Origin of the sequence: Brevibacillus massiliensis (assembly GCF_000311785.1) — a bacterium.
Taxonomy (GTDB): Bacteria; Bacillota; Bacilli; order Brevibacillales; family Brevibacillaceae; genus Brevibacillus_C; species Brevibacillus_C massiliensis.
In genome coordinates, this window is sequence record NZ_HE978543.1 from 222828 (window position 1) to 248344 (window position 25517).

33 protein-coding genes, 1 tRNA gene and 1 pseudogene are annotated in these 25517 nt (G+C 52.5%); 2 read left to right on the forward strand and 33 right to left on the reverse strand.

The annotated features are described in order from the left end of the window. Nucleotides 1–8: 8 nt before the first annotated feature. The 16 genes from HGBM_RS17875 to HGBM_RS17955 all read right to left on the reverse strand — a co-directional run bounded on the left by HGBM_RS17875 (nucleotide 9) and on the right by HGBM_RS17955 (nucleotide 10476). On the reverse strand, nucleotides 9–875 hold the full coding sequence (locus HGBM_RS17875) for a menaquinone biosynthetic enzyme MqnA/MqnD family protein (RefSeq protein ID WP_019122453.1): 867 nt from the start codon (nucleotides 873–875) through the stop codon (nucleotides 9–11). Further along, entirely contained in the window at nucleotides 865–1473 is a 609-nt protein-coding gene (locus HGBM_RS17880; RefSeq protein WP_019122454.1) for a UbiX family flavin prenyltransferase, read from the reverse strand. The genes HGBM_RS17875 and HGBM_RS17880 overlap by 11 nt, the downstream gene beginning before the upstream one ends. Beyond that, nucleotides 1470–2339 (reverse strand): UbiA-like polyprenyltransferase, encoded by an 870-nt coding sequence (locus HGBM_RS17885; protein ID WP_019122455.1) that lies wholly within the window; start codon nucleotides 2337–2339, stop codon nucleotides 1470–1472. Before HGBM_RS17885 ends, HGBM_RS17880 begins: the two co-directional genes overlap by 4 nt. Nucleotides 2340–2459: 120 nt before the next feature. Beyond that, on the reverse strand, nucleotides 2460–3182 hold the full coding sequence (locus HGBM_RS17890) for a demethylmenaquinone methyltransferase (protein WP_019122456.1): 723 nt from the start codon (nucleotides 3180–3182) through the stop codon (nucleotides 2460–2462). Between the two features lie 5 nt (nucleotides 3183–3187). Beyond that, the gene (locus HGBM_RS17895; RefSeq protein WP_019122457.1) at nucleotides 3188–4018 is read right to left on the reverse strand and encodes a heptaprenyl diphosphate synthase component 1; all 831 of its coding nucleotides are present in this window, start codon (nucleotides 4016–4018) and stop codon (nucleotides 3188–3190) included. A gap of 81 nt (nucleotides 4019–4099) precedes the next feature. After that, nucleotides 4100–4618 (reverse strand): hypothetical protein, encoded by a 519-nt coding sequence (locus HGBM_RS17900; protein WP_019122458.1) that lies wholly within the window; start codon nucleotides 4616–4618, stop codon nucleotides 4100–4102. 71 nt (nucleotides 4619–4689) lie between these two features. Beyond that, entirely contained in the window at nucleotides 4690–4920 is a 231-nt protein-coding gene (gene mtrB, locus HGBM_RS17905; protein ID WP_019122459.1) for a trp RNA-binding attenuation protein MtrB, read from the reverse strand. 38 nt (nucleotides 4921–4958) lie between these two features. Further along, nucleotides 4959–5603: a lytic transglycosylase domain-containing protein gene (locus HGBM_RS17910; protein WP_019122460.1), complete on the reverse strand. Its 645-nt coding sequence runs from the start codon at nucleotides 5601–5603 to the stop codon at nucleotides 4959–4961. Between the two features lie 135 nt (nucleotides 5604–5738). Then, nucleotides 5739–5815, reverse strand: a tRNA-Pro gene (locus HGBM_RS17915). 100 nt (nucleotides 5816–5915) lie between these two features. Further along, nucleotides 5916–6479 carry a GTP cyclohydrolase I FolE gene (gene folE / locus HGBM_RS17920; RefSeq protein ID WP_019122461.1) on the reverse strand — a complete coding sequence of 188 codons (564 nt, stop codon included), beginning with the start codon at nucleotides 6477–6479 and terminating at the stop codon, nucleotides 5916–5918. Nucleotides 6480–6695: 216 nt separating this feature from the next. Next, nucleotides 6696–6968, reverse strand: coding sequence for an HU family DNA-binding protein (locus HGBM_RS17925; protein WP_019122462.1), 273 nt, complete (start codon nucleotides 6966–6968; stop codon nucleotides 6696–6698). A 242-nt stretch (nucleotides 6969–7210) separates the two neighbouring features. Continuing rightward, complete coding sequence (spoIVA, locus tag HGBM_RS17935) at nucleotides 7211–8689, reverse strand: stage IV sporulation protein A (RefSeq protein WP_019122464.1); 1479 nt, start codon at nucleotides 8687–8689, stop codon at nucleotides 7211–7213. Between the two features lie 187 nt (nucleotides 8690–8876). After that, entirely contained in the window at nucleotides 8877–9614 is a 738-nt protein-coding gene (locus tag HGBM_RS17940) for a hypothetical protein (protein ID WP_019122465.1), read from the reverse strand. Between the two features lie 14 nt (nucleotides 9615–9628). Then, nucleotides 9629–9976: a 2Fe-2S iron-sulfur cluster-binding protein gene (locus HGBM_RS17945; RefSeq protein WP_019122466.1), complete on the reverse strand. Its 348-nt coding sequence runs from the start codon at nucleotides 9974–9976 to the stop codon at nucleotides 9629–9631. Between the two features lie 12 nt (nucleotides 9977–9988). Beyond that, nucleotides 9989–10288: a 2Fe-2S iron-sulfur cluster-binding protein gene (locus HGBM_RS17950; RefSeq protein WP_019122467.1), complete on the reverse strand. Its 300-nt coding sequence runs from the start codon at nucleotides 10286–10288 to the stop codon at nucleotides 9989–9991. 17 nt (nucleotides 10289–10305) lie between these two features. Next, nucleotides 10306–10476, reverse strand: a complete 171-nt coding sequence (locus HGBM_RS17955) for a DUF2768 family protein (RefSeq protein WP_245553014.1) — start codon at nucleotides 10474–10476, stop codon at nucleotides 10306–10308. Between the two features lie 145 nt (nucleotides 10477–10621). On the opposite strand from HGBM_RS17955, the gene HGBM_RS17960 reads away from it, so the two are divergent. Beyond that, nucleotides 10622–11071: a hypothetical protein gene (locus tag HGBM_RS17960; RefSeq protein ID WP_019122469.1), complete on the forward strand. Its 450-nt coding sequence runs from the start codon at nucleotides 10622–10624 to the stop codon at nucleotides 11069–11071. A gap of 140 nt (nucleotides 11072–11211) precedes the next feature. Here the strand turns inward: HGBM_RS17960 and HGBM_RS17965 are convergent, their stop codons facing one another. The 17 genes and pseudogenes from HGBM_RS17965 to prsW form a co-directional block, all read right to left on the reverse strand. Then, complete coding sequence (locus tag HGBM_RS17965; RefSeq protein WP_019122470.1) at nucleotides 11212–11481, reverse strand: stage VI sporulation protein F; 270 nt, start codon at nucleotides 11479–11481, stop codon at nucleotides 11212–11214. 66 nt (nucleotides 11482–11547) lie between these two features. Continuing rightward, entirely contained in the window at nucleotides 11548–12576 is a 1029-nt protein-coding gene (locus HGBM_RS17970) for an NAD(P)H-dependent glycerol-3-phosphate dehydrogenase (protein ID WP_019122471.1), read from the reverse strand. Nucleotides 12577–12604: 28 nt separating this feature from the next. Continuing rightward, on the reverse strand, nucleotides 12605–13201 hold the full coding sequence (gene plsY / locus HGBM_RS17975) for a glycerol-3-phosphate 1-O-acyltransferase PlsY (protein ID WP_019122472.1): 597 nt from the start codon (nucleotides 13199–13201) through the stop codon (nucleotides 12605–12607). 13 nt (nucleotides 13202–13214) lie between these two features. Beyond that, complete coding sequence (gene der, locus HGBM_RS17980) at nucleotides 13215–14528, reverse strand: ribosome biogenesis GTPase Der (RefSeq protein ID WP_019122473.1); 1314 nt, start codon at nucleotides 14526–14528, stop codon at nucleotides 13215–13217. A 51-nt stretch (nucleotides 14529–14579) separates the two neighbouring features. Further along, nucleotides 14580–14762, reverse strand: coding sequence for a capping complex subunit for YIEGIA (locus HGBM_RS17985; protein WP_019122474.1), 183 nt, complete (start codon nucleotides 14760–14762; stop codon nucleotides 14580–14582). A gap of 21 nt (nucleotides 14763–14783) precedes the next feature. After that, a complete protein-coding gene (locus tag HGBM_RS17990) occupies nucleotides 14784–15701 on the reverse strand; it encodes a YIEGIA family protein (RefSeq protein WP_019122475.1) in 918 nt (305 codons plus the stop codon). A gap of 6 nt (nucleotides 15702–15707) precedes the next feature. Continuing rightward, nucleotides 15708–16364 carry a YphA family membrane protein gene (locus HGBM_RS17995; protein WP_019122476.1) on the reverse strand — a complete coding sequence of 219 codons (657 nt, stop codon included), beginning with the start codon at nucleotides 16362–16364 and terminating at the stop codon, nucleotides 15708–15710. An 81-nt stretch (nucleotides 16365–16445) separates the two neighbouring features. Beyond that, nucleotides 16446–17519, reverse strand: coding sequence for a type 2 isopentenyl-diphosphate Delta-isomerase (fni, locus tag HGBM_RS18000; protein ID WP_019122477.1), 1074 nt, complete (start codon nucleotides 17517–17519; stop codon nucleotides 16446–16448). 90 nt (nucleotides 17520–17609) lie between these two features. Continuing rightward, the gene (gene rpsA, locus HGBM_RS18005; RefSeq protein ID WP_019122478.1) at nucleotides 17610–18788 is read right to left on the reverse strand and encodes a 30S ribosomal protein S1; all 1179 of its coding nucleotides are present in this window, start codon (nucleotides 18786–18788) and stop codon (nucleotides 17610–17612) included. A gap of 198 nt (nucleotides 18789–18986) precedes the next feature. Continuing rightward, the gene (locus tag HGBM_RS18010) at nucleotides 18987–19583 is read right to left on the reverse strand and encodes a lysophospholipid acyltransferase family protein (protein WP_019122479.1); all 597 of its coding nucleotides are present in this window, start codon (nucleotides 19581–19583) and stop codon (nucleotides 18987–18989) included. Continuing rightward, nucleotides 19580–20251, reverse strand: a complete 672-nt coding sequence (cmk, locus tag HGBM_RS18015) for a (d)CMP kinase (RefSeq protein ID WP_019122480.1) — start codon at nucleotides 20249–20251, stop codon at nucleotides 19580–19582. Before cmk ends, HGBM_RS18010 begins: the two co-directional genes overlap by 4 nt. A gap of 230 nt (nucleotides 20252–20481) precedes the next feature. Next, nucleotides 20482–20670 carry a hypothetical protein gene (locus HGBM_RS18020; RefSeq protein WP_019122481.1) on the reverse strand — a complete coding sequence of 63 codons (189 nt, stop codon included), beginning with the start codon at nucleotides 20668–20670 and terminating at the stop codon, nucleotides 20482–20484. A gap of 35 nt (nucleotides 20671–20705) precedes the next feature. After that, the gene (locus HGBM_RS18025) at nucleotides 20706–21386 is read right to left on the reverse strand and encodes a flagellar brake protein (protein ID WP_019122482.1); all 681 of its coding nucleotides are present in this window, start codon (nucleotides 21384–21386) and stop codon (nucleotides 20706–20708) included. A 119-nt stretch (nucleotides 21387–21505) separates the two neighbouring features. Further along, nucleotides 21506–22882, reverse strand: a complete 1377-nt coding sequence (gene ypeB / locus HGBM_RS18030) for a germination protein YpeB (protein WP_019122483.1) — start codon at nucleotides 22880–22882, stop codon at nucleotides 21506–21508. 24 nt (nucleotides 22883–22906) lie between these two features. Continuing rightward, a pseudogene (locus HGBM_RS27860) lies at nucleotides 22907–23263 on the reverse strand (cell wall hydrolase); the annotation flags it as partial. 286 nt (nucleotides 23264–23549) lie between these two features. Then, entirely contained in the window at nucleotides 23550–23711 is a 162-nt protein-coding gene (locus HGBM_RS31130) for a hypothetical protein (protein ID WP_173391399.1), read from the reverse strand. 20 nt (nucleotides 23712–23731) lie between these two features. Further along, entirely contained in the window at nucleotides 23732–24406 is a 675-nt protein-coding gene (gene prsW, locus HGBM_RS18040; protein ID WP_019122485.1) for a glutamic-type intramembrane protease PrsW, read from the reverse strand. A gap of 86 nt (nucleotides 24407–24492) precedes the next feature. Here prsW and HGBM_RS18045 point away from each other — a divergent pair, with 86 nt between their 5' ends. Continuing rightward, the gene (locus HGBM_RS18045) at nucleotides 24493–25464 is read left to right on the forward strand and encodes an asparaginase (RefSeq protein ID WP_019122486.1); all 972 of its coding nucleotides are present in this window, start codon (nucleotides 24493–24495) and stop codon (nucleotides 25462–25464) included. Nucleotides 25465–25517: the final 53 nt, after the last annotated feature.

The window sequence follows — 25517 nt, forward strand, 5'->3', positions numbered from 1 at the left end:
CGTTCCACCTAATTCATTAACGTATTAGTAGCTGCTATCGATCCCAAATCCCATACCTTCACCTTTACCGCAGTCGGCAGAAGATCCATTTCGGCCGCCTGGGCAAAATAGTATTCCAGCCCCTCCTGATGTTTCGGTGAAAAATCGTACTGCAATCCGCTGAAATACTCGTACCAATCCGCCGCCTCGCCGCCAATCTGCTCTTTGACATGGGCGACCAGCGGCGTCAAGTCGCGAAGACTTTTTTCCTTGCTGTCCAAGAAGGCGGCGTAAATCTCTTTCAGCAGTGCTTCCTGCTGTAGGATAGCCTGCTTGCGCACCGTCCACAAGGCAAACGTCATCGAATAGCCGGTATGCTGATGCCAAAGGTCGGCCAGGTCATATACATGGTACTCTTTGTTGGCGCGATAGGCAAGCAGGGCGTCGTCCCCGATTAACAGAGCGGCGTCCGCCTGTTCCATCATCAGTGACAGCTTTGGCTCCATCGTATTATAGGTGACGTGGAACCCCATAAACTTTTCCAGGATGATCTTGAGCAAGTTGACCGAGGTCGCTGACGTGTTTGTCAACGCGATACGAGCCCCGTCAAGCTGCTCAATCGGCTGCCTGGAAAACAGGTAGATCGAACGCACCTTGCGATAGGCGCTCACGGACAGATGCGGCAGCACCAGGTACTGCTGCTCGTGCTGCGCGTAGCTGAAGGCAGAAATCGGGCCGACGTCGATTCTTCCCGCCGCCATCGCCTGGTTCAATTGAGCCGGCACTTGCTGTACAAATTCTACCTGATCTTCAAAACGGCGCTGGTCAAAGTAAAAGTAGACAGGGAGTGTATTCGTGTAGCGAATTTGTCCAATCGTAAGTGTCTTAGTCTTCATGTTGACTCCCCCAGCGTTGAAATAGTGTATGCGGGATATCAAACGCATCCAGCGCTTTCCCGACAACAAAATTGATCAGATCGTCCATCGTCTGCGGCTTGTGGTAATAACCCGGCATCGCCGGCAATATTCTCGCGCCGATCCGGGCAAGCCGCAGCATGTTCTCCAGGTGGATCGCATTCAGCGGTGTCTCCCGGGGGACGATAACCAGTTTTCGCCCTTCCTTCAGCGCTACGTCTGCCGCCCGTTCCATCAGGTTGCCGGAAGCCCCGTTGGCAATTCCTGACAGCGTCCCCATCGAACACGGGATGATGATCATTCCGTCGCCGCGATGGGAGCCGCTTGCCGCCGGACAAGAAAAATCGCGCAAAGTCCAATAGTGCAGGCGGCCGGGAAAATTCTGCTGCAGTTTTTCCGCAAGCAACGTTTCCCGGTCATCTGCTGCCCACTCCAACTCGTCGCGAAAGACCTGCCAGCCAGCTTCCGTAATCATCAAGTGAACCGTGTGTCCCGCCTTGAGCAGTTCCTGCACAAAGCGCACTCCGTAAATCGCTCCGCTTGCCCCTGTAATCCCTACTGCCAGCTGTTTTTTATTCATGACATCACCAAATCTATCATCGTAAATGCGAACATGACAACGCTGAGAATGCCGTTCATGTTAAAGAAAGCGACATTCAGCTTCGACAAGTCCGTCGGTTTGACCAGGCTGTGTTCATAGATCAGGATCACAGCCGAGACAATCACTCCGATGAGGAACCAAATGGACAAATCCGAGATGAAGTAAAGCGTAAAAAAGCCGATCACGGTCAGCGTATGGCAGAGCCTCGCAATGATCAAGCCATTGGCGACACCGAAGCGGCTCGGGATCGAAAAAAGGCCTTCGCGGACGTCAAAGTCCGCGTCCTGGCAGGCGTAAATGATGTCAAATCCGGCTGTCCACAGCATCACCGAGAAAAACAGCAGCATCGCTGTTGCGTCGATCTGTCCGGTGGTAGCGACCCATCCGCCCAGCGGTCCGAGGCCAATCGCCGCGCCAAGCACGAAGTGGCACAACCAGGTAAAGCGCTTCGTATACGAATAAACAATCAGCACCAACACGGCAAGCGGCAGCAGTTTTACCGCCAGCATGTTCAGTTGGGAGGCTGCCAAAAACAGCAGGGCAAATGAGACGATGATAAAAATAAGTACTTCCGATACGGAAATCAGCCCTGCGGGAATCGCTCTCGTCGCCGTTCGCGGGTTTTTCGCGTCGATGAATCGATCGATCAGGCGGTTGAGCGACATTGCGGCGCTCCTCGCCCCGACCATCGCCACCGTGACCCAGAGAATTTCGCTCCAGGTCGGCCAGGCATGCTCCACGACAATGCTTCCCAGAACGGCCCCCATAAAGGCAAAGGGCAGGGCAAAGATACTATGTTCGAATTTAATCATTTCCAATATGATCTTCACTTTTTGCAGTACCATCTTAAGCACTTCCGATCTACGCACTGTTTACTATTGGTGAAAGAGTCTTGAAGTTCTGCACGAAAACATGAATGCTGCATCCTGCAGCAGGCAACAGGCCCTTGGCTGAATGGGAGGCGATCACGAGCGTTTGATTCCGATGTGGAGCGCTGCCACGCCCCCCATAAACAGCTTGACCTGCACCGGATCAAGCCCCGCCTTCTTAAACATCAAAGCGAGTTCCTTGCTGTCGGGAAAGTGGGTCAGCGACTGCGGCAGCCATGCGTATTCCTCATACTTGTTTACGATCAATTTGGCGATCACCGGCAAGATCTTGTAAAAGTAAAAGTAAAAGAGCTGACGGTACGGCAGAAATGGGGGTTTGGACACTTCCAACGATACCACCTTTCCACCCGGCTTGACCACTCTCGCCATCTCGCCCAGGACTGTTTGAATATCAGGAACATTGCGCAAAGCAAAACCGATCGTCGCCACATCGAAGCTGTTGTCTTCGTACGGCAGACTCATCGCGTCTGCATTGACGAGCGTAACCACATCTCCGACTCCAGCATTGGCAATCTTGTATTCGCCAACCTCGAGCATTTTTTTGCTGAAGTCAAGGCCGACGACCCTTCCCTCCCGCCCGACGGCGCGAGCCAAGCTGATCGTCCAGTCACATGTCCCGCAGGCGATGTCAATTGCGGCTTGTCCAGGCTTTACCTGCAGCTTTTGCATGGTGTAATTCCGCCAGGCGACGTGGCTTCCGAAGCTGATCACATTGTTCATGCGGTCGTATTCATCGGCGATACTTTCAAACACATTGTGAACGTACCTGGCCTTTTGTTCCATCTGTTCTTTGTTCACGCTCCCTACATCTCCTCAACTACGCGTTTTAAGCGATTCAATCGGTGCGAGTAGCGAGAAGTTACCCAGCTGAGAAGCGGCTGTTTCTCATTCGGGTAAAGACTGCAAACCAATTGTTCACATACGCCGATTAGTTCGTTCGTCCGCGCCTCGACAAAATCCAGCAGATTTGCCAGGGTCAAACCCGGCTTTTGCAGCAATCTTGACAATCCGGAAGGGATTTGCTTCTGCCATTGCAGCTGTTCCCACTCGCCGATAATCCGCTCGACAGCAGAAGTCTCCTCAAAGAGGGAAACCCAAAAACGGCGCTCTTCTTCTATCGGCGTAAAGTGTTTGACCACCCCTACATACAGCGCCGTATCAATCGTTTGGCGCAGGGAGAGATACGCTTCCCAGGAGAGCTTGTTGTCCTTCTCGGATACGTGAAGCTGCATCTTCGCTTCATTAATCTGCTGAATCGCATGAGAAAAAATCCGAATCGGTTCGATTTCTCCCGCTTCGGCCAACAGATAGTAATACTGGCTGCTGCAGTAATCGCCTGCAAGTACGGTGAGCTGCCTCGTTCGCTCGTCCAATATGGTGCTTTCATACGTGAGCTTTACCAGTTCATGGGTATCCAGCCCCACCTGCATCAGCCCAGCACTAATGGTCAGCCGCTTTGCCCGCTCTTTTTCCAAGCCGTTTTCAAGCAAACAAAAGTATAGCAATGCCAACCGATTTTCCGCCATGGCGGGCATATCGACGTATTGCCGAACAAATGGCTGCGAAATCATGTGATGAATCCGTTCGGCGATCTCCCGGATCTCATCGGAAAAAGGTGTTACATCTCGATTCATCAGGCTTCCTCCAATGAGAAAAGCTTCACAAAAAAAGCTTTTCTTATAAGCAATCATCCTTGAGTATATCATAATTTTGGTCTAGGGACTAAGTTTCTCTGCAAACCCCGGTTCTTCTCGAACGGGAAAGTTCTTTTGGACAAACGAGGTTATGTCGTCGATCCGTTCGGGAGCGGGGTAGGCGCGGGATTGATTCGACCGCTCTGCGGAGATAGCCAGAAGCACTCTGGACCTGCCGGAGATACCCTCTTCCAACAGCCGAAAAAACAGATTGTCGACATTTCGCGTCAGGGAGAAGGAATGGTATGCCAGTGTGTAAAAATCCTGGTACAGTGACGCCTCTTCAATCGATTGGGCAGGGGTAACGTAAAAATCGACGTAAAGCGAATGATTCTCCCACTTTACACGCTTAATATTATAATGAGTTGGAGTCAATGTAAACAAATCGACCAGATTTTGTTCGGTTACGACGATTGGCGTCACCTCACGCATCGTCGGCAGCACCAAACCGTATTTTTCCCTTGTCAAGGCAGGAACAAACGAGAGCATCAGGGCAAGAAAAGCGGAAACCATAACTGCAGCCACCAGCTTGCGGGGCATAGACATCCCTCCTCCCCACCATTGTACAAAAGAAAAAAGCAGGCTATGCCTGCAATCGAACCTTTTCAGTCCTATTCTTCCGTATCAATCGTGCCGTGCCGGGTGAGGATGAGAGCCTTACCGCGCACCTTGATCGCAGAAGTATGTTCGGTAAACTGGGCGAGCATCACCTCGCCTTTGTCCAGCTTCTCCGTATGATGAAACCGCGTATCCATCCCTCGGGTCAAGCCGATGACGTGAACTCCGTTTTCTTTCGCCTTGATGACAAAGAAATCCTGCGAAATTCCGTTGCGATAATCCACTGAAATCCTCCTTATCCTGGGCCTGCATTCAGATGAACTTACGGCTGTTCCCCGGGTTGCCCGGCCTGTATCGCCAGCCGATCCATAATCTCCGCCACGTACTTCCGGGTCTCGGCAGGCAGTTCTCCCGCCTTGCGGTCAAAGTCGCTATCCGTGGCGATCCCCATGCGATCGACCCGGCCTGGTCCGGCATTGTAGGCAGCCAGCGCAACTTTTACATTGCCGTCATATCTTTGCAGCAGATCGCGCAAATAACGTACACCGCCCGAGAGGTTCTGCTGCGGGTCGAATGCATCGCGAACCTGAAGAGACCTGGCCGTGGCATCCATCAACTGCATCAAGCCCTTTGCACCGGCGCGGGAGACGGCTGAGGGATTAAAATTGGATTCGGCCCGAACCACTTCCCGAACCAGCCCGCTGTCTACCCCGAACCGCGAGGCCGTTCGTTCGATCATCGCCAAAATATCCTGATGATTGGCGGGATAGGTACTCTTCCCCTCATACCTTCCGTCCAGTTCGGCGAGCACCTGTTCCGCTGAAATAATCCGGCCGCCAGCCGCCAGCTGAGCGTCGAGCAGGTCAGCAAACGATTGATCGAGCGGGAGTGCAGAGGTGTTATTCAAGAATGCGTTTCCTTGTATGTATTTGTTTTGTGCCGCGACAAAGCGCAAATCAATGTTCATGTTTACACCAACCTGTCCTAAGACATTCCACATTCCATTATAAACCAGCACGCGGCCCAAGCCAAGTCCTGTTCTCCACGTGCTTTGCTTATAAAAAAGAACCCCAGATCGGGGTTCCCTTCGTTATCATATAGATGGTCGGAATGCAGGGATTTGAACCCTGGACCTCACCCACCCCAAGGGTGCGCGCTACCGGGCTGCGCCACATCCCGACTGAAGACAATTAATACTATACATGATTAGCAGGGCTATTGTCAATAGTATTTTTCAAGAAAACCCGTTCCACACCGAGACGGACACGGGCTTTCCTTCTTACCCCTTGAGCAAACTAAATACTTCCGCCCTCGCCGCATGATCCTGCGCAAAAATCCCGCGGACTGCGGATGTTACCGTAACGGAACCCGGCTTCTTCACACCGCGCATGGTCATGCACATGTGCTCTGCTTCCACAACAACTACGACGCCGTGGGGCTCCAGCTTTTTCATGATCGCATCAGCTACCGTAGAAGTAATCCGCTCTTGCAGCTGCGGGCGTCTTGCCACTGCTTCCAAGGCACGTGCCAGTTTGCTGAGCCCAACGACGCGTCCGCCTCGCGGGATGTAGGCAACATGCGCCTTCCCAAAAAAAGGTACCAGATGATGTTCGCACATCGAGTAAAACGGAATATCTTTGACCAGGACCATCTCTTCGTGCTGTTCGCTAAAGACAGTCTCAAAGTACTGCTCTTCGTCAACATGCATGCCTTCAAACACTTCAGCGTACATCTTGGCGACGCGTTTCGGTGTATCTAACAGTCCTTCACGATCCGGATTTTCTCCCACTGCTTCGAGGATCATCCGTACCGCTTGTTGGATTTTTTCAAGATCAACATTCATGTTTTAACCTCCTCAGCCCTGCAAACAAGAACAAGCCAATCTTACCACCCCGGGAAGGAAAATGCAAAGCTTGTTGTGCTCGGCAGGGGGCTTGAGCAAGCAAAAAAATCCACATGTGACATGTGGATTTTTCTTTTGCAACTTCATGAAAACAAAGCCTGCTTCTTATTCAGAGCATTCTTATGTAGGGTACTTTCTAAATGAAGAAGCGAAAATTTACTTGATTAAATCCTTCAGCTGCTTGCCAGGTTTGAAGGCAGGGATCTTGCTGGAAGCGATTTCGATTTCTTCGCCAGTTTGCGGGTTGCGACCTTTGCGGGCAGCACGCTCGCGCACTTCAAAGTTACCGAAGCCGATCAGTTGAACCTTGTCCCCAGCTTTCAAAGCCTCAGCAATGGCATCGAGAACTGCTTCCACTGCTTTCGTAGCATCTTTTTTCGTGAGTTCGGTGGTTTCAGCCACTTTCGTGATCAATTCTGTTTTATTCATGTCTTCACCTCCCCTCAAAGAAATTATCGTCATTTATAGTACATGTCTTTACCACAAAATCTAAAAAATATACGCTTGTTGGCGGTTTTTGCCGATCTGACAAGCTTATAGTAATACACCGTTTTATGAAATTCAAGCCTTTTCCTATTGAAACCGCGGAGAAAACGCAAAAAAGGCCTCCTTTCCTGCGGAAGCCTATCTCGCACCAGCCCTTACCCGGGCCTTTGGAACTACCTTTCGCCTTAGAGGATAATCGCGATCAATCCGCCCGATCCCTCGTTAATAATCCGCCCCAGCGTCTCTTGCAGCTTGTAGCGGGCGTTGTCCGGCATCATCAGGATTTTGGCCTGGATGCCCTCTCTTACGATCGAATGCAGAGACCGCCCGAAGATGTCGGAATTCCAGATGGACAACGGATCTTTGTCAAAGTCCTGCATCAGATAGCGGACCAGCTCCTCACTCTGCTTTTCCGTACCGATAATCGGGGCAAACTCCGACTCTACATCGACGCGGATCATGTGGATGGATGGAGCCGTCGCCTTCAGCCGCACGCCAAAACGGGGGCCCTGGCGGATCATCTCCGGTTCGTCCAGAGACATCTCATGCAGTGACGGTGCGGCGATGCCGTACCCGGTCGTACGCACCATGTGGAGCGCCTCTGCTACCTGATCATACTCGCGTTTGGCATGGGAAAACTCCTGCATGATTTTCAGCAAGTGGTCTTTGCCCTTGATCTCCACTCCGACGATCTCCATCAAGATGCGGTCGTACAAATCGTCGGGCGCATGCAGGTCGATCTCGGCAATCCCCTGTCCCATATCCATCCCGGCGAGTGCAGCCCGCTCCACAAAATCGTAATCGCTGAAATACCCCACGACCCGGTCCACGTCACGCAGGCGGCGAATATCCTTGACTGTCTCCCGTACGGCCTCCTCGTAATTCTGCCTGAGCCAATGGCCGCTCTCCAGAACCATGACCCAGCTCGGCAGATTGACATTCACTTCGTGTACAGGAAATTCGAACAATACCTCACGCAGGATCAGCAAAACCTCCTGCTCAGACATATGGTCAGCCGACAAGGCGATGACCGGAACGTCGTACTTTTCCTGTAGCTCGGCTCGAAGCGCTTGCGCCTCTTCGGAACGGGGCCGTGTTGAGTTTACCAGTATGACAAACGGCTTGCCTACTTCCTTCAACTCACTTACAACTCGTTCTTCCGCTTCCAGGTAGCCTTCGCGGGGAATCTCCGCGATGCTTCCGTCCGTCGTCACCACGATGCCGATCGTGGAATGATCCTGAATGACTTTTCGTGTGCCTACCTCTGCCGCTTCTTCAAATGGCACCGGTTCGTCGTACCAGGGGGTATTCACCATGCGCGGCCCGTGTTCATCTTCAAAGCCCTTGGCGCCTTCCACGGTATAGCCAACGCAGTCAACCAGCCGTACATTGATGCTGAGGCCATCAGTCACATTGATTTGAACCGCTTGATTGGGGACGAATTTCGGTTCGGTCGTCATAATCGTGCGGCCGGACGCGCTTTGCGGCAGTTCATCCGTAGCCCGGATACGGTCCGTTTCTTGCGGGATGTTGGGTATGACTACTTGTTCCATGAACCGCTTGATAAAAGTTGATTTGCCCGTACGGACAGGACCGACGACCCCGAGATAGATATCGCCGCCCGTACGTTCAGCAATGTCTTTAAAAATATCGACTCGTTCCACCTTCGATGACCTCCTTGTGTTTGTCTATTTCTACTCTATGACGGTTTTTCCGAATTATCCCTCAACCTTCATCATTGAAGAGAGAATCTCGTACTAGAATCTAGGACAGTATCAATATATGTAAAAACAAGCAAAGTAGAACAAAAAAATGATCCTTCCCGCTAGAGGAAGGATCACAAACTGGCCACTATGATAATTTGAGCAGGTGCGGCTCCCCGTTTTCCATCGTATAGGGGAAAGATTTCACCGGAACGAACATCGACTCCCGGGCGAATACATAGCGGGGATCGGTGTTTTTAGGGACCTCCAGCTTATCGTTGTTGCGCAGGACCGCAGCGATATCCGGAGCGTAGTCAATGCCCACCTCGCCCTTTTCATTCATGATCAGGGTAAGCAGTTGGCTGGTCACTGTACTTTTTATCTCCGGCTCTTTCATGGCGATGACACTGTATTTGATCGTGTAATAGCCGTTCCCCGCATCGCCGTTCACAGGCAGCTTGCCGTCGTGTCTTTGCATATAGCGGTTGACCGCTTGCTGGACATCTGCCACCTTGCTCACGACATCGAGGTTAATCAGCCTCACGGTAGGCTTCGTCTCCGCATCGATAATGACGTACTTGTAGATGCCGCCCCTCTCAAAGGAATTGGCGGGCGCATCCGGCAGATACTTTGGTATCAGTTTGGAAAAATCAATCTCGTATTTCTCGAAAATCGGAGTATCGAGCGGATTGGTTGTGATCGGCAGGACCGACGTGTCCTGGTGAAATTGGTCCACCGCTTTTTGTGTCGCTTCCAAATAAAAAGAACTTGGCACTTGATTTTCCACTCTGCGTTCGGCCGGATAGAGGCAGCCGGACAGCATCGCTCCCATCAGGATGATAGAGCCGATCCGGGCCAGCCATGTCTGATGAAAAGTGAACTGCATGCTTCGTGTTCCTCCTACTGTTCATCCTCAAGCTCGTATTTTTGCCTCTCCAGCGCAGCGGCTACCACCGATTTCAGCTTGCTGGCAGGTATGCTTACCACGCAATCCCCCCTGCCCGCCCTGGCCTGGCACGAGAGCCTCACACCGCTGGCGAGATCGGCTTCCGTCAGCTTGCGAAGCTCCAATGGGCTGTGCGGCAAAAGTTCACCCTGCTCGACAATCACCTTGCACATCTGACAAGAGGCGTGCCCGCCGCAGCGCTGAGGAATGTACACCCTGGCCGCCCTGGCTGCCTGAAGCAGCGTTTGCCCCGCTCGGACGTTAATCTGTTTGCCTGACGGGCGAAAAGTGATTTTCCCCATGGCCCTCGCTCCTTATCGGTAAGGACTGTGCAGGAGGTGAACCCTGCCCGTTTTCTTCAGTCGTATCTGGCAGCCTAAGCGGTAGCCGTCTTGCCGCTCGGCTTTGCGCAAGCGCAGCTTTTCTTCTGGCGTGATCTCGTTTAAGCAATCAGCCCCGTCGATTACCTTCGTACGACACTGCGCGCAGATGCCCCGCTCACATGCATGTCCCCATGGAATTGCGTGTTTTTTCGCCAATTTTACAATCGTCTCATCCAGCTCGGCTGGCACGACATAGGCCTCTCCACGAGCCGTCAACGTCAGTTCCGACACAGCTTTATCTCCCTTCCCTAGAATATGACGAGCAAAATCATCAGCAGTGTGATGAGCAGCAACAGGTATGCCACTGATTTTAACAAAAAGCGTATCGCTCCGCTTTGCAGCTTGCGCGAATAGACAACCATAATGTTGCAGACAAACATCAGCACCATTGCCGCGATCGCTATCCACATCTTTGTCATCGGGTCGATTCCCATAACCAAAACAGCTTCCTTTGCACAATTTTTCCGTGATTCGTTTATTATAACATATTCTGCTTATACGAACCTACACCCGGGCTTTCGCATACACTATTCTGATGATTCACCTGTAAGGGGGGGAAGGACGATGAACATGCGAAAATGGCGCAATCCCTATGCGCCGATGACCAAGAAAAGAATTCAACCGCAGGAAGGGCAAGCCGGCCGCTTGCCAATTCCACAAGAGCCCCTGTCCTCCGAAGAAGTTCGCAGTTCCGTAAACCGCATGCGGCTCAATATCAAGGGAATCAGCAGCACGATCCGTCAGGTGGAAAATACGATGGACACCCTGTACGGCGCGATGGAGATGCTCGAAACACTGAGCAAAACTTCATCGAAGCAGGCGCAGACCAACAAGGCCGCTGAGCCAAAACGCCACAGGAGGGAGCAAGCCGAAGAAGAGGACGACTCCAATCCGCTCGGTGCACTCGGCAACATCGATATCGGGCAGCTGCTTACTCTGCTTCAATCTCCTTTGGTGCAAAACTTCCTGAAACATCAAGCTGCCGGGGCTGACAAACGAAAAAAAGAGGGGTGAACTTTTTGCCCCTCTTTTTTTCTTGCCTTACCTGTAGGTCAGCCATGTCCCTGTAGAGCCATGATTGTTCCTAGTCTTACATTATGTCGTTTTGAAACGAGGGGAACAGGCATAATCGCCCATTTCTCATCCCGCGCGGTTTATTTCAAAAGTTTGCCCAGGGATTGAAGATCGTTCATGTCGATTTGCTTTTCCCGAAACATCTGCAAAATCTTTTCTTCTTTTTCCGTGCTGACGGGGGTACCGCTTAAGGCGGACAGTGTCTGGATCAATTGACGCAGCTTTGACTCATCTTCAAAATCGCTTCGCGAAAGCGAACCGGCAATCGCCCGCAGTCCGTTTTCGTCAATGTTGGAAAGACCAGATCCTTGCAGTTTTTCAAACAACCGGCGCGAAAAATTTTTGCCCATGTAAGCTCCTCCTTCACCCCTATAGGTTTCTCCCTATAGTATGTAGGCGACCCGAGAATGGTGAGGTCACATTGGGTAATTCATGATGTCCTCCAATTCAAACGTGCGGCCGCGCCCCATTAGTTCGTCTACCCCTTGTCTGGCCTCCATTCCCTCAAACAGAACGCTGTGCAGCACATGGGTGATCGGCATCGTCACCTGTTCTTGCAAGGAGAGCGAATACGCCGCCTTCGTGGTGCGTATCCCCTCGACGACCATCCCCATCTGCTCCAGGACCTTTTGCAGCGGCTGCCCCTGCCCCAGCAGATAGCCAGCGCGCCAGTTGCGGCTGTGCTTGCTGGTGCAGGTCACGACGAGATCCCCCACCCCGGCCAGTCCGGCGAACGTGAGCGGGTTCGCTCCCAGCTTGATCCCCAGCCGGGCGATCTCAGCCAGGCCGCGAGTCAGCAGTGCAGCTTTCGCATTATCGCCAAATCCCAGGCCATCGGAGAGACCGGCTCCCAGCGCGATGATGTTTTTCAAGGCACCGGCGACTTCCGCTCCGACCAGATCGGGATTGGTGTAAACGCGAAAATACCCGTTCATCAACACATCCTGAGCCTGCATGGCGCGCTCTGCCGACTCGGAAGCCACCACGACCGTCGTCGGAGAACGGCGGACTACCTCCTCGGCATGGCTCGGTCCTGTCAGCACCACCAGGTTGTCGCCGATTTCACTCGGCACCTCTTCCCGGATCACTTCGGACATGCGCTTTCGCGTCTCGATCTCCAGGCCCTTCGCAGCGTGGATCAGCAGCATGTCCGCAGTCAGCTGCGGTGCCATCTGGCGTATCACGCTGCGCATGGCGTGCGAGGGCACGACCAGCAGAATCACCTGCTTGCCGGCTGCAGCTGCCTCCAGATCAGTCTCGGCACATATCGTGTCCGGCAGGACGACATCAGGCAGGTATTTTTGGTTGGTACGGCAGGCTGAAATCTCCTTGGCAATCCGTTCGTCACGCACCCAAAGCGTTACGCGATGGCCGTTCTCGGCACAGACAGATGCGAGAGCGGTTCCCCAGCTTCCCGCTCCAATCACTGCTATTTCTTTGGACAAATCACTCGCCTCCGCATTCGTTTGGTATTCATTGCGACTTGTCACCCAGTTTTCGCTCTGTTCCCTGGATCAAGCGGACAATATTGCGGTAATGACGCACATAGGCGAGCACGGTAATGATCAAACTGATCCAGACGAAAGAACTGTCCGCTCCGAAGAAAAGCAGGCAAAGCGGCAGCAATGTTGCCAGAACGAGCGAGCCGAGCGATACATACCGCGTCAAAAGAATCACGAACACAGCGACCAGACCGGTCACCAAAAAAGAACTAGGAGACAGCCCGAGCGCTACGCCTACTGTGGTAGCAATGCCCTTTCCGCCTCGAAAACCGTAATAGACCGGCCAATTGTGTCCGATAATCGCGAATATTCCCGCGAGCGCGTAAGCGATCGGATCTCCGCCTGTAAGCAGGTGGGCGATTCCCATTGCCGCCAATCCCTTCAGGGCATCCAGAATCAACACCAGAATGCCGGGACCCCTCCCCAGTACCCGCAGCGTATTGGTCGCACCGGCGTTGCCGCTGCCGTGCTGCCGGATGTCGATCCCGGCGATGCTTTTGGCGATGATGGTGCTGAAGCTGACTGCCCCGATCAGATAGCTGATAATCATGGCGAGAACAAAGCTCATTGTTACCCTCTCCCTATGCCTTTTTACGCGTTAGAATCCGTATCGGAGTCCCTTCGAATACGAATGCCTCACGAATTTTATTCTCTAGATAGCGCTCATAGGAAAAATGCATCAATTCAGGGTCGTTGACAAACACGATAAACGTTGGCGGTTTGACGGCCGCTTGGGTCACGTAGTTGATTTTCAAGCGTTTTCCCCTGTCCGTCGGCGGCGGCGCCATAATCGTTGCATCCGTCACCAAGTCGTTGATCACAGCGGTCGGAATGCGCATGGCATGCGCCTCTGCCACCTGGTTCACTTTGGGAAGGATGGTGCCGACCCGCTGTTTTGTCTTGGCCGAAACATACAGAATCGGCGCGTAGGAGAGGAACTTGAACTCTTCGCGAATCAGTTCGGTAAAACGCTGCATCGTTTTATCGTCTTTTTCCACCACATCCCATTTATTGACGACAATGATCACGGCCCTTCCCGCTTCATGGGCGTATCCGGCAATCTTCTTGTCATGCTCGATGATCCCTTCTTCCCCGTTGATCACGACCAGCACCACATCAGAGTCTTCAATCGCCTTCAGGGCCCGCATGACGCTGTACTTCTCCGTGCTTTCATACACCTTCCCGCGTTTACGCATCCCTGCGGTGTCGACCAGCACGTACCGCTGACCGTCTTGTTCAAACGGGGTGTCAATCGCATCCCGGGTGGTACCCGCGATCTCGCTGACAATGACGCGTTCTTCTCCGAGGATCGCGTTCGTCAATGACGATTTCCCCACGTTGGGACGACCGATAATCGAGACGCGGATCACGTCCTCCGACTCTTCTTCCTCCGGCGCCTGCGGAAAATGCTTGACGATTTCCTCCAGCAGATCGCCGAGGCCGAGCCCGTGGCTCCCGGAGACAGGGAACGGATCGCCCACACCCAACTGGTAAAAGTCGTAAATCTCGTTTCGCATGTCCGGATTGTCCACTTTATTGACTGCCAAGACAATCGGTTTCTTTGTCTTGTTGAGCATACGCGCTACTTCCATGTCCGCATCCGTAACGCCGGTACGGCTGTCTACGACAAACAGGATCACATCCGCTTCATCGATGGCCAGTTCCGCCTGATGACGCATCTGGGTAAGGATCACATCCGTATCGCCTACTTCGATCCCTCCCGTATCAATGACGTGAAACTGATGGTTTAACCATTCACCCTTCCCGTACAAACGATCACGGGTTACACCCGGCGTGTCTTCTACTATGGCGATTCTTTGGCCGACAAGCCGGTTAAAGATCGTGGACTTGCCGACATTCGGTCTTCCTACGATCGCGACAACAGGCAATCCCATGTTACTGCTCACTCATTTCTCTAGAAATTCACCTGCTAATCATAACACATTCTAATGATGTCGAACAATGATCAGGATATCCGGAGTGACTTGATGGACCATGCCGTCCAGTACCTTCTCCAGCGTGAAGGCAGTACGCTGCATTTCTTCGTGGTTCGGCATGATAAATATGGGGGCGCCTCCGGCAACTCGCTCCTTTTGCGTTGTGATCACAGCCATGATCTTCGGATCCATTCCGCTCCTCCTTGTCTGAGTTTATTGGTCGTTGGAGGGAGCCGTTTGATTGATCGGAGCTTCTTTGGGGATGCGGCTTGCGTACTCCAACAGCGGCACGTGGACAATGACCTGCTCCGCTTTTGATACATCGCGCGTCAGCGGCAATAAAAACAAGCCAATCCGTCCGGTTCGAAGATCGCGCTTGGCCATCGGTACCAGCGAAGGCTCTCCCTCGTCCCGGTAGACGCCCAGCATCGTTGCGGTGTCGTGCAGAATCGCTTGGCGCTGGCCCAGATTGGCGATCGTCACCTTGGCGTTTTGATTTTTCGGGACGAGGATAAATCCCATTCCATGCTTTCTGATCTGTTCCTGAGCATCCTCAGAACCGACGTTCATGATGTAAATATCTCCGACGCTAAGATTGTATTCGTCCATCTTTACCTCGGCCGGCACGATGTCGACGATATGCCCCAACGTCTTGCCGGATTTGTATTTCAATCCAATCCCCATCGTGACAATGCCAGCGATAAGTCCGCCCCACCAGGCAAAGAGCACGGTCGCAAACGTGGTTACAAACGCGACAAATATCACCAAGTAATTGCGTCCCTCAAACGCCATCGCGATTCCTTCAATGTAAGAACCTCCGCGCGGAACCAGCTCGTGCTTGTCTACTTCCGTCAAGGTATCGCGCTCCATTTTACGCACATCGCGAAACTGCTGTGCCGCTACAGTCAAGAAGGTAATCGCCGTGTAGTTTTCCTTGAGCAAGGCGGGAACGGCAACAGCCCCCAGGGAAGAGGCGATGATTCCAAGCGAAAGGTGGATGATCTTGCCATGCGGAGACGTCGGGTACTGCCGGTAATCGGTTCGCAGCAGCAGCACCCGGGTCAACACGCCGAATCCAAAACCGATGAACAGAGGGATAAAGTATTCGTTCGCAAGCAGTTGTTTTAACAAAAGGAATCACCTGTGTGAGTGTGTTTTTGTTCGTAATTTGAACGTGCGGACAAAGCGGCGGTACGACCGGACAACGCTTTTTTGCAATGTGGAGTAAAGCGACATCAGGGCCGTCCAGAGGCAGATGGTGCACCAGAGGAGATCCTGCGTTTTCGCCCCCCCGATCTGGCTCTCCGCTCCTTTGTCGAGAAAGTTGAGCGTGTAGAAAGCATCCGCCAAAGGAAGCGCGACCAATATGATAAACCATTGAACCTGCCAGTTGCGTGTCAAGAAGACAAGCACGGTAATCAGCAGCACGGGCAGCAGAAGCTTTTCGTCCCACACCAGGAGCACCGGATCGCGGAAGGCAAACAGACGGGCAAAGTAGAGGGCGCAAGCGAACAGGAATGCAGCCAGGATAAGAAACGTTTTGCCCTGTTTGGGCAAATGCAGCCAGGACCAGCATGACAAGAGCAGCGGAATGATCGCCCCGCCTACGTTTACATCAACGGGGAAGAAGTACAGCCGCCAACTGGTAAAAGCGCAAATCAGCGTCACAGTCAAAATGAACAGCGCCGACCTGCGGCTCAAGTGAAGCCGATGCAGCTGCCTGTCCAGACTCCCCATCCAGACGACACAGATCAGAGACCACTGTAAGACAATGGATAACACACCATCATTCATGGCTTACTCCTTTTCTCGCATTCACATCTCTTCACAAGTATACCCTGATGAGTGGCTTTCATAACGACGTCCGCTTGCGGCTCATTCACCCGTACACACGTCCATGTCTCTTGCCGCGTACCGCTGGCAGTCAATTCCCCGCTGCCGGGCCCAAGATCGCGTTTCGCCGCCGATTGTCACAGGAACAGCGCGAAGCGCCAGCACATCTGCGGCACCAAGTGCTGTCATCGCAATCCTCAGCTGGTGGTGAAGCTCGTCTACTTCCGCCAGGCATCCCTCCAGTGGCAGCGTCTGCACCATCCGCAAAAACCGGCCTGCCAATCCAGCCGCCCCAGCGCCCAGCGCCAAAGCCTTGGCGATATGCAGACCGTGCCGGATGCCGCCGGAAGCGATGAAGGCAACGCCATCCGTTTTGCTGCAGTCGGCTTCCATGAGGCTTTGTACAGTCGTCAACCCCCAATCCTCGAACATGGAAAGCGGACGGTCGCGCCGGCAATTTTCCACCCGAGCGAAATTGGTCCCGCCCTTCCCGCCTACATCGATCAGTCTTACACCGGCATCAGCCAATTGGCGGATCGTTTTCCGCGTCATCCCGAAACCTACTTCCTTGACAATGAGCGGTACAGACAAAGAACGTGCCAGTCGTTCGATATTGAGCAGATAGCCGGTAAAATCGCGGTCTCCTTCAGGCATAAGAAGTTCTTGCATGACGTTCAGGTGAATTTGCAGAGCGTCGGCGGCGATCATTTCAACTGCCCGCTTTGCCTGTTCAACGGTTGCTTCTGCCCCCAGGTTGGCAAAGATGAGTCCTGCGGAGTTTACTTCCCGGGCGATCTTGAAGGTCCACTCCAAATCCGGCTCGCGAACCGCCGCCATCTGGGACCCCACCGCCATCGCCAGCTTCAGTTCGCGTGCAATTTCAGCCAATTTGCGATTGATTTCCGCGGTTTCCTTCGAACCGCCTGTCATCGCATTGACGATAATGGGCGACGACAGTTCCCAGTCGCCCAAGCGTACTTGAAGCGAAATGTTTCCATAAGATATATTAGGTAAACTATTCGGCGCAAACTGCAGGTCGTCAAACCCGGGTGTTTCCGCTTGACCTGCAGCCAATGCGTATTGAATATGTTCCCATTTTCGTTTTGAGCGGTTCATCCCGTTTTCCTCCTTACCCCAAGTCTGCCCCGAAATCAACACAAACAAAAAGAGATGCACTCCATGTGCATCCCCTTTTGACGTACCCGCTTATTTTAACTTGTCTTTCAGGTCTCCGAACAAGTCGCCCAAGGTTACATTTAAACCTTGATTGTTTTCTTGCTGGAATGCCTGATGCTCACGTCTGCTGGCGCGTTCTGCTTTTTCCGCTTTCTCCTCTTCCAGGGCGCGGATGCTCAAGCTGACGCGTTGTTCGGTTGGGTTTACATCGAGGATTTTTACCTGTACCTCTTGCCCTTCCTTCAGTACTTCACCAGGAGTCGCTACGTGGCGGTTGGCGATTTGCGAAATATGCACCAAGCCTTCGATGCCAGGAGCAATTTCGACGAATGCGCCAAAGCTGACCAGACGCTTTACAACCCCTGTCACGACGTCGCCGGACTTGAACTGCTCGGCAGCCTTTTCCCATGGTCCTGGAAGGGTTTCTTTGATGCTCAAGCTGATTCGCTCGTTCTCTTTGTCAACCTTTAATACTTTTACTTGTACCTTGTCGCCCTCTTTGACCACGTCAGACGGTTTTTCTACACGATTCCAAGCCAGCTCGGAGACGTGCACCAAGCCGTCGATGCCGCCGATGTCCACAAACACTCCGAAGTCGGTCAAGCGCTGCACTGTCCCGTCCAACACCTGGCCCGGCTGGAGGCTCTCAAGCAGACTGCTCTTCTGCTTCTTCAGTTCATCTTCCAGAACGGCTTTATGGGAGAGGATCACCTTGTTCTTCTCGCGATCCATTTCCACTACCTTCAGCGTTAAGGTGCGGCCCTTGTAATCGGAAAAGTCTTCTACGAAGTGGCGTTCAACCATGGAAGCGGGAATAAAACCGCGCAGGCCGACATCGACAACCAGTCCGCCTTTCACGACTTCTTTTACCTCTGCTTCAAGCACTTCCCCGGATTCCATTTTCCGGCTTAGCTCTTCCCATGCTTTTTCTGCGGCAACCGCTTTTTTGGAGACGACCAGTTCTTCCTTGTCGTCATTAATTTTGGTTACCTTCACTTCAAATTCATCTCCGACCGAGACTGCATCCGATACCTGATCCACATGAAGACTGGAGAGCTCGCTGATCGGAATTAGTCCGTCGTATTTGTAACCCACATCTACCAAAGCTTGTTTTTCTTCCACTTTCGTTACCTTCGCTTGGACTACGTCACCTACAGAGAGTGTTTTTACCTCTGTCAGGCTCGCGCTGTTGTTTGTCTCATCCACCATTGACTAAACCTCCTTGATTACCATCCGTCACACAAGAAACACCTATATGAAGCGGGATAGTATTGCAAAATATATGAACCTCTCGCCAAGGGCGGGGGGCCAGACAATTGGAAGTGGAGATACACAGATATAGTATTCTTCCATCCCCTGCTTTCGATACTATCTTTAGGGGATATTCGTCAAGTCAGGAAAAAAGCGCTATTCATGATGCCGCTCGATTAATTCCTTGATGTTTTGCATGATGTATTCTGTCGTATCCCTCAAGATTTCGGCAGTTGGCTTGGACTCCCTGAAACGGGACAAATCCAACGGCTGCCCGTACACGATTTTGATCGGGCGAAACAGCCGGTAAGGCCCTATGATAGCCACCGGAATAACCGCTGCTTGTGACTTTAAGGCGAACATCGCCGCACCGTTCATGGCCGCTCCCAGATCGCCTGTCTTGCTGCGATGTCCCTCCGGAAAAATGCCAAACACTTTCCCTTCTTCCAACAATTTCAAAGTGGCGCGGATTGCAGCCCGATCAGCTTGCCCCCGTTTAACCGGAAATGCTCCAAACTTCTTGATCAGAAACGAGAGAACCGGTATATGAAACAGTTCCTCCTTGGCCATAAAATGAAGCTGGCGTTCCATCCCGGATCCAACCAGAGGGGGATCCCAGTTGCTGATGTGATTGGGGCAGAGAATTACCGGACCTTCTTTAGGAATATGTTCGGATCCAATTACTTGCCATCGGAAAAACACGGCAAATATCTTGCGGAATAAAAAGCGAAAAAATTTATAATAGTTGTTCACCGGCGGTGTTCACCTGCTCGCAAGCAAATTTTGAGAATCTCATCAATAACTTCCTCAATGGACTTCCCGGTGGTATCCACCAAGTGTGCGTCCTTTGCCCTGCGCAGGGGAGCTACGCTTCGCTCTGAATCGCGCCGGTCGCGCTCTTCCAGCTCGGCCAGCAGGGTTTCGTATTCGGCATCGTAGCCTTTTGCGTGCAGTTCATCGACGCGGCGTTTCGCCCTCTCTTCAAGCGATGCCGTCAAAAAAATCTTCACATCGGCATCCGGCAGCACGTGCGTGCCGATATCCCGTCCATCCATCACAACGCTGCCCTGCCGGGCCAACTCGCGCTGCAGGTGAAGCATCTGCTCGCGAACCTTGCCCAAGCTGGCTACGATTGACGAGCCATTGCTGACCTCAGGAGTGCGAATCTCCGCTGTGATGTCTTGCCCGTTCCAGAAGACCTCCTGCCCCGCATCAGTGCGGCGCAGTTCGATCGTTCCCTGACTGAGCAACTTGCTGACTGCTTCTTCATCATCAGCCGCCAATCCAGACCGGATGACGGCCCATGCGAGTGCTCGGTACATGGCTCCAGTGTCAATATATATGTATCCGAGGCGGGCAGCGACAATCCGGGCCACTGTGCTCTTGCCAGCTCCGGCTGGTCCGTCTATTGCGATTTTCATGTAGAGAATCACCCGCTATATTTGGTAGTTAATGAAAAGCTGCGATTGAAGCTGCTCGCAGAAGCAGTGGAGTCCTTCTTTAGCAGACTTCATGCAGGATAAGGAAGCCGACTCAGTCTGGCAGCGTCATATCGCTCCTGACAGAAAACAACAAAAGCAGGACATGCCTGCTCCTGCACATTTACTCTGCTATCGTATATGGTACCATAAAACGGCCCTGTACGCAAACTTCACGGTTGAAAGGGATGCCCTTCCCACAGCAAAGTTTCGACAAAAAAATGCTTGACCGGCTGATATGTACAGGCTACTTGTCCTAGCACAAGCAGGGTAAACAAGCAGAGGATCAGACTCGCAAGACAGCGTTCAAACCGTTCGGCAAGGCGGCAAAAACGGAGGTTGTACTCTTCCGGGCTGTTCATCCTGATGCGTCCCCCCATTAACGATCCTACTTTTACTATGAGTCGGAGATGCCCCTTTTATTCAGTTCAAGCTGCCGCTCGTAGCAGATGCGAATCACCTTTTGGCGGTCCCCTTCGCTTATGTCGAGAAATTTGACGGATACCAACTGGCAGAAATCCGTTTTCTTTTCAATCCGCGTAATTTCGCAAGTTGAGTAAGCGTGAGCCACTGTGCCCTTGCGGCTTGGAAGATTCATCCAGATGCTGACCAACTGCTTTTCCTTCAGCGGGTACTTCTCTTCGCAGGAAAAGGCCAATCCGCCTCCGCTTAAGTTAATCGTCCTCGCGAGAAAGTGGCAGACAGGATCCGTCTCCTGAGACTTCACAGATATTTCCACCTCGGCAGGCACTCGCACATAGGACCGCCGCTGTGTTCTGACAATGTCCCTCAATTCAGGCAGCTTTATGAGCAGCAAAGGAATGTTTTCTTCTCGAAAACCCATTACCTCGGTTCGAAAGTCGTGGCGCAAACCGTCGTCACCCATATACCAAACATTCCACATGGAGCCCGTCTTCGCCCGCTCTATGCATTTTGTCCTCTCGTCAATCGGCAATTCGATCGCAGCCGCGTCCCCTGTAAAGTCGGCAATGCGCGATTTTAACACTTTCTTTGTCTCATCATCTGCAGATGTGTCAGGACTCAGCCAGATCATCTGTCCTATTTGCGGCAGTTTCATCTCCCGGTTCTTCCCCTTTCCTAACTCTCCCCCTTCATTATACACAGTTTTTCCACTTCACGGCAAACAGGGAAAGCTGGACGAGTAGCGTCAACTTTCCCTCGATGCGGATCCGCTCGTTATTTATTGTCGCCAAATCCCGGTTCGTTGTCGAGGCGAACAATCTCTTCCTCTTCCCCGTTTTGGGCGTTGACAAATATTTGATAAGGGACTCCGGCGTGCTCCCCTCTAAACTCGTAGCAGAGCACCTCTTTGCCGTCGTTCTTCCCTTCGATTACCGCCAGACCTTGATCCGTGACCTTGAGCCGCGGACTGACCGATTTTCGCGCTTGTTCAAGGCTGATTCGCTTCTGCTGCAGCTTGCGGCCATCCTTGTGATTGAACAGGTATTGAGTAGCATGAAAACCGTTAACCTCGCCGTTGTCCAGGGCTACTTTTACCGTGACGGCATCGGGATAGATCCGCACACCGTTTTCCACGGGTACGAACGTAAACACTCCCAGGCCGTGGTAACTGTCGCTTTCTGCCGGCACCATATTTTTATAGCCGCGCTCTTTCAGAAACTTGGCAGCGCTGTTTTGGGCCTCTTGCAAGGAGAGTTTTTCCTGCTTGACATCCCGTTCGTTCAGCATCCAGAGCACCTTACCGCCCTTTTTGGAAACGTCCAGGTGAATCGGATTTTTGCGCTTTCCGTCCTTGATCGTAATGCTGTAGGCAGAGTATCCTTGACCCTTCCCGTGATCGTTGGCATTGATTTGCACGTGCGTGCGGGAATCGTGCAAGCCGACAAAATCCCTGGCAATTCGTTCGGCTTCCGTCTGGTTAATCGGTTTTCCGTCCAGTCCCTTTACCCGCATTTTTTTCTTCTGATCCAGGCTGTGAATGCTGGCACCCCAGTCAATCTCCGGGTACTCCTGCACATTCTTGTCAATCGTCTTAAATCCGTCGATGATCGAGTTGTCCGTCTTTTTATCGTCGGAAGCCAGCGCGACCTCCACGTCCATCCAGCGAAGCTTCTGATCAAGCACTTTGGCCTGCATGTCGCGCAGCTGCTTGCGAATGTGCTTGGAATGGTCGTACAGGGTGCTCAGTGTCTTGTGTTCCTGGTCGGTAAGAGGTTTTTTGCCCAGGTCGCGAACTGCCACGCTGTGCGAGAAGTCAGCTACTTTGGACAAGAATTCTTCTGTATTGTGAAATGGCATGAGAGTGAGCGGCAGCTGCCCTACGTCGGACTGGGCACTGTAGGCGAGACGCCAAACGTTGGTCAAAGCGGGCGTCGCCTGCCGCTGTGAGTTGACGACCAGCGACTTGCCAAGTTCATCGCTCAACTTGTCAATATGGTGGTTAAGATCGTGGAAGGCCCGTTGATACTGGTTTTCTGTTTTGACCAAAATCGAGTTTTTTTCGTTGTGCTCCTGATACCCCCAAACACCTGCTCCTACGAGGGCTACCGCAGCAACGGGAAATAGTACACGGCTGATTGCTCCATAGACCATCGTTTTCCTGCCTCCTTTCTAAAATTAACGGCAAAAGATGTGCTTACCGATGCGCTTTACCTGAGGACGGCTCCATATCCATTTGGAGGTCGCTGTATCCGGATTAAAGTAATAGGTACAACCATCCGACGGATCCCAGCCATTTATGGCATCCTGCACGGCTTTTTTCGCCCGGTCATTGGGGGTTAACCAAATTTGTCCGTCAGACACGGCGGTAAAGGCACCCGGTTGAAACACCACACCTGTCGGGGTATTGGGGAAGTTAGGGCTCTTTACCCGGTTCAGAATGACGGCAGCTACCGCCACCTGTCCTTCGTATGGCTCTCCCCTTGACTCACCGTAGACGGCATTCGCCATGATTTTCAGGTCATTGGCGGAGTACTTGGCGGTGTGCGAGACCTTGGCATTGGCTTTTTTCGCTTCTGGCGCAGCCACTTCCAGCCCCTTTGCTGCGATTGTGCCCTCCCCTGCAAACAACCAGGGATGAGGGATGGTAAAGATTCCGCCGATAACCCCCAGAACCGTCGACATCGCAATGCCCCACAGTGCCGCTCGTGCTTTCCACACAGCAAATTCCTCCTTAGAAGGATGTTGATTCTGGGAATAGTGTTAGTGGTAAAATGGTCTTCTATACAAAAAAAGAAAGAACCGGCTTTGCCAGTTCTTTCTAGCTCTCTTCCGTCACCATGAAGTGCCGGTCATTGTTGCACAAGCATTGTTTGAAGCCCGTTTCTACCTTCCCTTCAGGATTGCGACGGCCCCGCAGCGTAAAACGTTCACCACATACATTACAGCGAATAGTCACTTTTGCTCGTTCATTTTTAGGCACGATGGTCTCCTCCTCACCCTCTATTTTGTACCCCTCGGCCTCGTTTTAGAACCGAATTCGTGAGCGAGCCGGACTTTTTTTAACCCCTGCCACCAGAGGACGATCATAAACGGAGTAACCAGAAGCACCCACTGCCCTGCTGTCAAAAAAATCAAATTGTAGACGCTGTGCAAAGCGATGGGAACAAACAGGGAAACGGCGATTCTCCGCTGTTTTTTTCGCAAATTATGGGAAAATTTTCCAATTCCGAGGTAATAACCCATTAACACACCGAAGAGGGCATGGCTGGATACGGGCAGCAGCGCGCGCCAAAATGCGATTTCCAGCCCGTTTGTAAGCAGATAGAAGAAGTTTTCCAGTGTGGCAAAGCCGAGCGATACCGCGACGGCGTATACGATGCCGTCATACGGTTCATCAAATTCGACATGCTTGTAGGCTGTATGGTAGACCACCAGCCATTTGAAGAATTCCTCAATCGAGGCAGAGGCGACAATGGCCTGAAACAAGGGATGGTCAAGCTGCCATTCCGACTGGATGATATATTGAAGCGTCATGATCGGAAAAACTAGCAGTACGCCAAAAATGAACGAGCGGACTACCATCGAGATCGGCTCGGGCTGCAGATTATCCCGCAGGTAAAAGTAACTGAGAAGGGCAATTCCTGGTGCCAGTGCGGCCCCAACTATGGCAATCATGGAGAGACTGCTCCTTTACATAGGCTACCAATCATCGTACCATGAATAATAATGAATGAAAACCCGCAACAGGAGAGGGCTTTGTGATGAAAAAAATACTTGTGATCAACACCGGCGGAACCATTGCCATGTCAACAGACGCCCAGTCTGAAAGCGTCAAACCGCTGGACGATCATGCGGTCGAAAAAATTTTACCGTTTTTGTCAAGCTATGCCGACATCAGGATGCTCAACCCTTTTAACCTTCCCAGTCCGCATATTACCCCGCCGATCATGAATCAGCTGAGGCTTTTGATCGAGCAGGAAATGGCAGCAGGCAGCTACTCCGGCGTGGTCGTTACCCACGGTACGGATACATTGGAGGAGACAGCCTATTTTCTCGATTTGACGCTATCCTTTGAACTCCCGGTAGTCGTAACGGGAGCGATGCGCAGCAGCAACGAGCTGGGGGCGGACGGACCGCTTAACCTCATCTCATCCGTTCGGGTCGCCGCCGATCCAGCCAGCCGCAACAAGGGCGTTCTGGTCGTCTTCAACGACGAGATTCACGCGGCCCGCCATGTCACCAAAACCCATACAAGCAATGTCGCCACGTTTCAATCGCCGCAGTATGGCCCGATTGGAACGGTTACGAAAAAAGCAGTCAGCTATCACCACTCCCCGCTTGACCGCGAATACTACAAGATCGGCCACGCAAACGCCAACGTCCCGTTGGTCAAAGCGGTAGCCGGGATGGATCCTAGGTGGCTCTCTTTCCTGCTGGAGGAGCCGATCGACGGGCTGGTAATCGAGGCGCTGGGGCTGGGAAACGTGCCGCCGGCCATCGTCCCCGTTTTGCAGCAAATCCTCGCCAAAGGAGTGCCGATCGTCCTCGTCTCCCGCTGTTTCAACGGGCAGGTGCAGGATGTGTACGACTATGCCGGCGGCGGACGGCAGCTAAAGGAGATGGGTGTGATCTTCTCCAACGGCTTAAACGGCCAAAAAGCTCGCCTCAAGCTGATGATTGCCCTGCAGCACACATGTGACCCCGCCGAATTGCAGGGAATATTCGACCATTAAGATGACAGGCGCATGAGAAACACCCCTCCGGCAGTTTGAAGCTCGCTTCTCTT

What these genes read in the sequence shown, in the direction of transcription:
- HGBM_RS17955 (WP_245553014.1), bottom strand. Translation starts at nt 10,476, where the DNA reads ATGACAAAGATGTGGATAGCGATCGCGGCAATGGTGCTGATGTTTGTC.
- HGBM_RS17925 (WP_019122462.1), bottom strand. Translation starts at nt 6,968, where the DNA reads ATGAATAAAACAGAATTGATCACGAAAGTGGCTGAAACCACCGAACTC.
- HGBM_RS17985 (WP_019122474.1), bottom strand. Translation starts at nt 14,762, where the DNA reads ATGGATCCGAAGATCATGGCTGTGATCACAACGCAAAAGGAGCGAGTT.
- folE (WP_019122461.1), bottom strand. Translation starts at nt 6,479, where the DNA reads ATGAATGTTGATCTTGAAAAAATCCAACAAGCGGTACGGATGATCCTC.
- HGBM_RS17885 (WP_019122455.1), bottom strand. Translation starts at nt 2,339, where the DNA reads ATGGTACTGCAAAAAGTGAAGATCATATTGGAAATGATTAAATTCGAA.
- HGBM_RS17910 (WP_019122460.1), bottom strand. Translation starts at nt 5,603, where the DNA reads ATGAACATTGATTTGCGCTTTGTCGCGGCACAAAACAAATACATACAA.
- rpsA (WP_019122478.1), bottom strand. Translation starts at nt 18,788, where the DNA reads ATGGTGGATGAGACAAACAACAGCGCGAGCCTGACAGAGGTAAAAACA.
- plsY (WP_019122472.1), bottom strand. Translation starts at nt 13,201, where the DNA reads ATGAGCTTTGTTCTCGCCATGATTATCAGCTATCTGATCGGGGCAGTC.
- HGBM_RS17960 (WP_019122469.1), top strand. Translation starts at nt 10,622, where the DNA reads ATGAACATGCGAAAATGGCGCAATCCCTATGCGCCGATGACCAAGAAA.
- HGBM_RS18025 (WP_019122482.1), bottom strand. Translation starts at nt 21,386, where the DNA reads ATGAAACTGCCGCAAATAGGACAGATGATCTGGCTGAGTCCTGACACA.
- HGBM_RS18020 (WP_019122481.1), bottom strand. Translation starts at nt 20,670, where the DNA reads ATGAACAGCCCGGAAGAGTACAACCTCCGTTTTTGCCGCCTTGCCGAA.
- HGBM_RS17900 (WP_019122458.1), bottom strand. Translation starts at nt 4,618, where the DNA reads ATGCCCCGCAAGCTGGTGGCTGCAGTTATGGTTTCCGCTTTTCTTGCC.
- fni (WP_019122477.1), bottom strand. Translation starts at nt 17,519, where the DNA reads ATGAACCGCTCAAAACGAAAATGGGAACATATTCAATACGCATTGGCT.
- HGBM_RS17880 (WP_019122454.1), bottom strand. Translation starts at nt 1,473, where the DNA reads ATGAATAAAAAACAGCTGGCAGTAGGGATTACAGGGGCAAGCGGAGCG.
- prsW (WP_019122485.1), bottom strand. Translation starts at nt 24,406, where the DNA reads ATGATTGCCATAGTTGGGGCCGCACTGGCACCAGGAATTGCCCTTCTC.
- HGBM_RS17995 (WP_019122476.1), bottom strand. Translation starts at nt 16,364, where the DNA reads ATGAATGATGGTGTGTTATCCATTGTCTTACAGTGGTCTCTGATCTGT.
- ypeB (WP_019122483.1), bottom strand. Translation starts at nt 22,882, where the DNA reads ATGGTCTATGGAGCAATCAGCCGTGTACTATTTCCCGTTGCTGCGGTA.
- HGBM_RS17895 (WP_019122457.1), bottom strand. Translation starts at nt 4,018, where the DNA reads ATGAATCGAGATGTAACACCTTTTTCCGATGAGATCCGGGAGATCGCC.
- HGBM_RS17945 (WP_019122466.1), bottom strand. Translation starts at nt 9,976, where the DNA reads ATGGGGAAAATCACTTTTCGCCCGTCAGGCAAACAGATTAACGTCCGA.
- HGBM_RS17940 (WP_019122465.1), bottom strand. Translation starts at nt 9,614, where the DNA reads ATGCAGTTCACTTTTCATCAGACATGGCTGGCCCGGATCGGCTCTATC.
- der (WP_019122473.1), bottom strand. Translation starts at nt 14,528, where the DNA reads ATGGGATTGCCTGTTGTCGCGATCGTAGGAAGACCGAATGTCGGCAAG.
- HGBM_RS17965 (WP_019122470.1), bottom strand. Translation starts at nt 11,481, where the DNA reads ATGGGCAAAAATTTTTCGCGCCGGTTGTTTGAAAAACTGCAAGGATCT.
- cmk (WP_019122480.1), bottom strand. Translation starts at nt 20,251, where the DNA reads ATGAAAATCGCAATAGACGGACCAGCCGGAGCTGGCAAGAGCACAGTG.
- HGBM_RS17875 (WP_019122453.1), bottom strand. Translation starts at nt 875, where the DNA reads ATGAAGACTAAGACACTTACGATTGGACAAATTCGCTACACGAATACA.
- HGBM_RS18045 (WP_019122486.1), top strand. Translation starts at nt 24,493, where the DNA reads ATGAAAAAAATACTTGTGATCAACACCGGCGGAACCATTGCCATGTCA.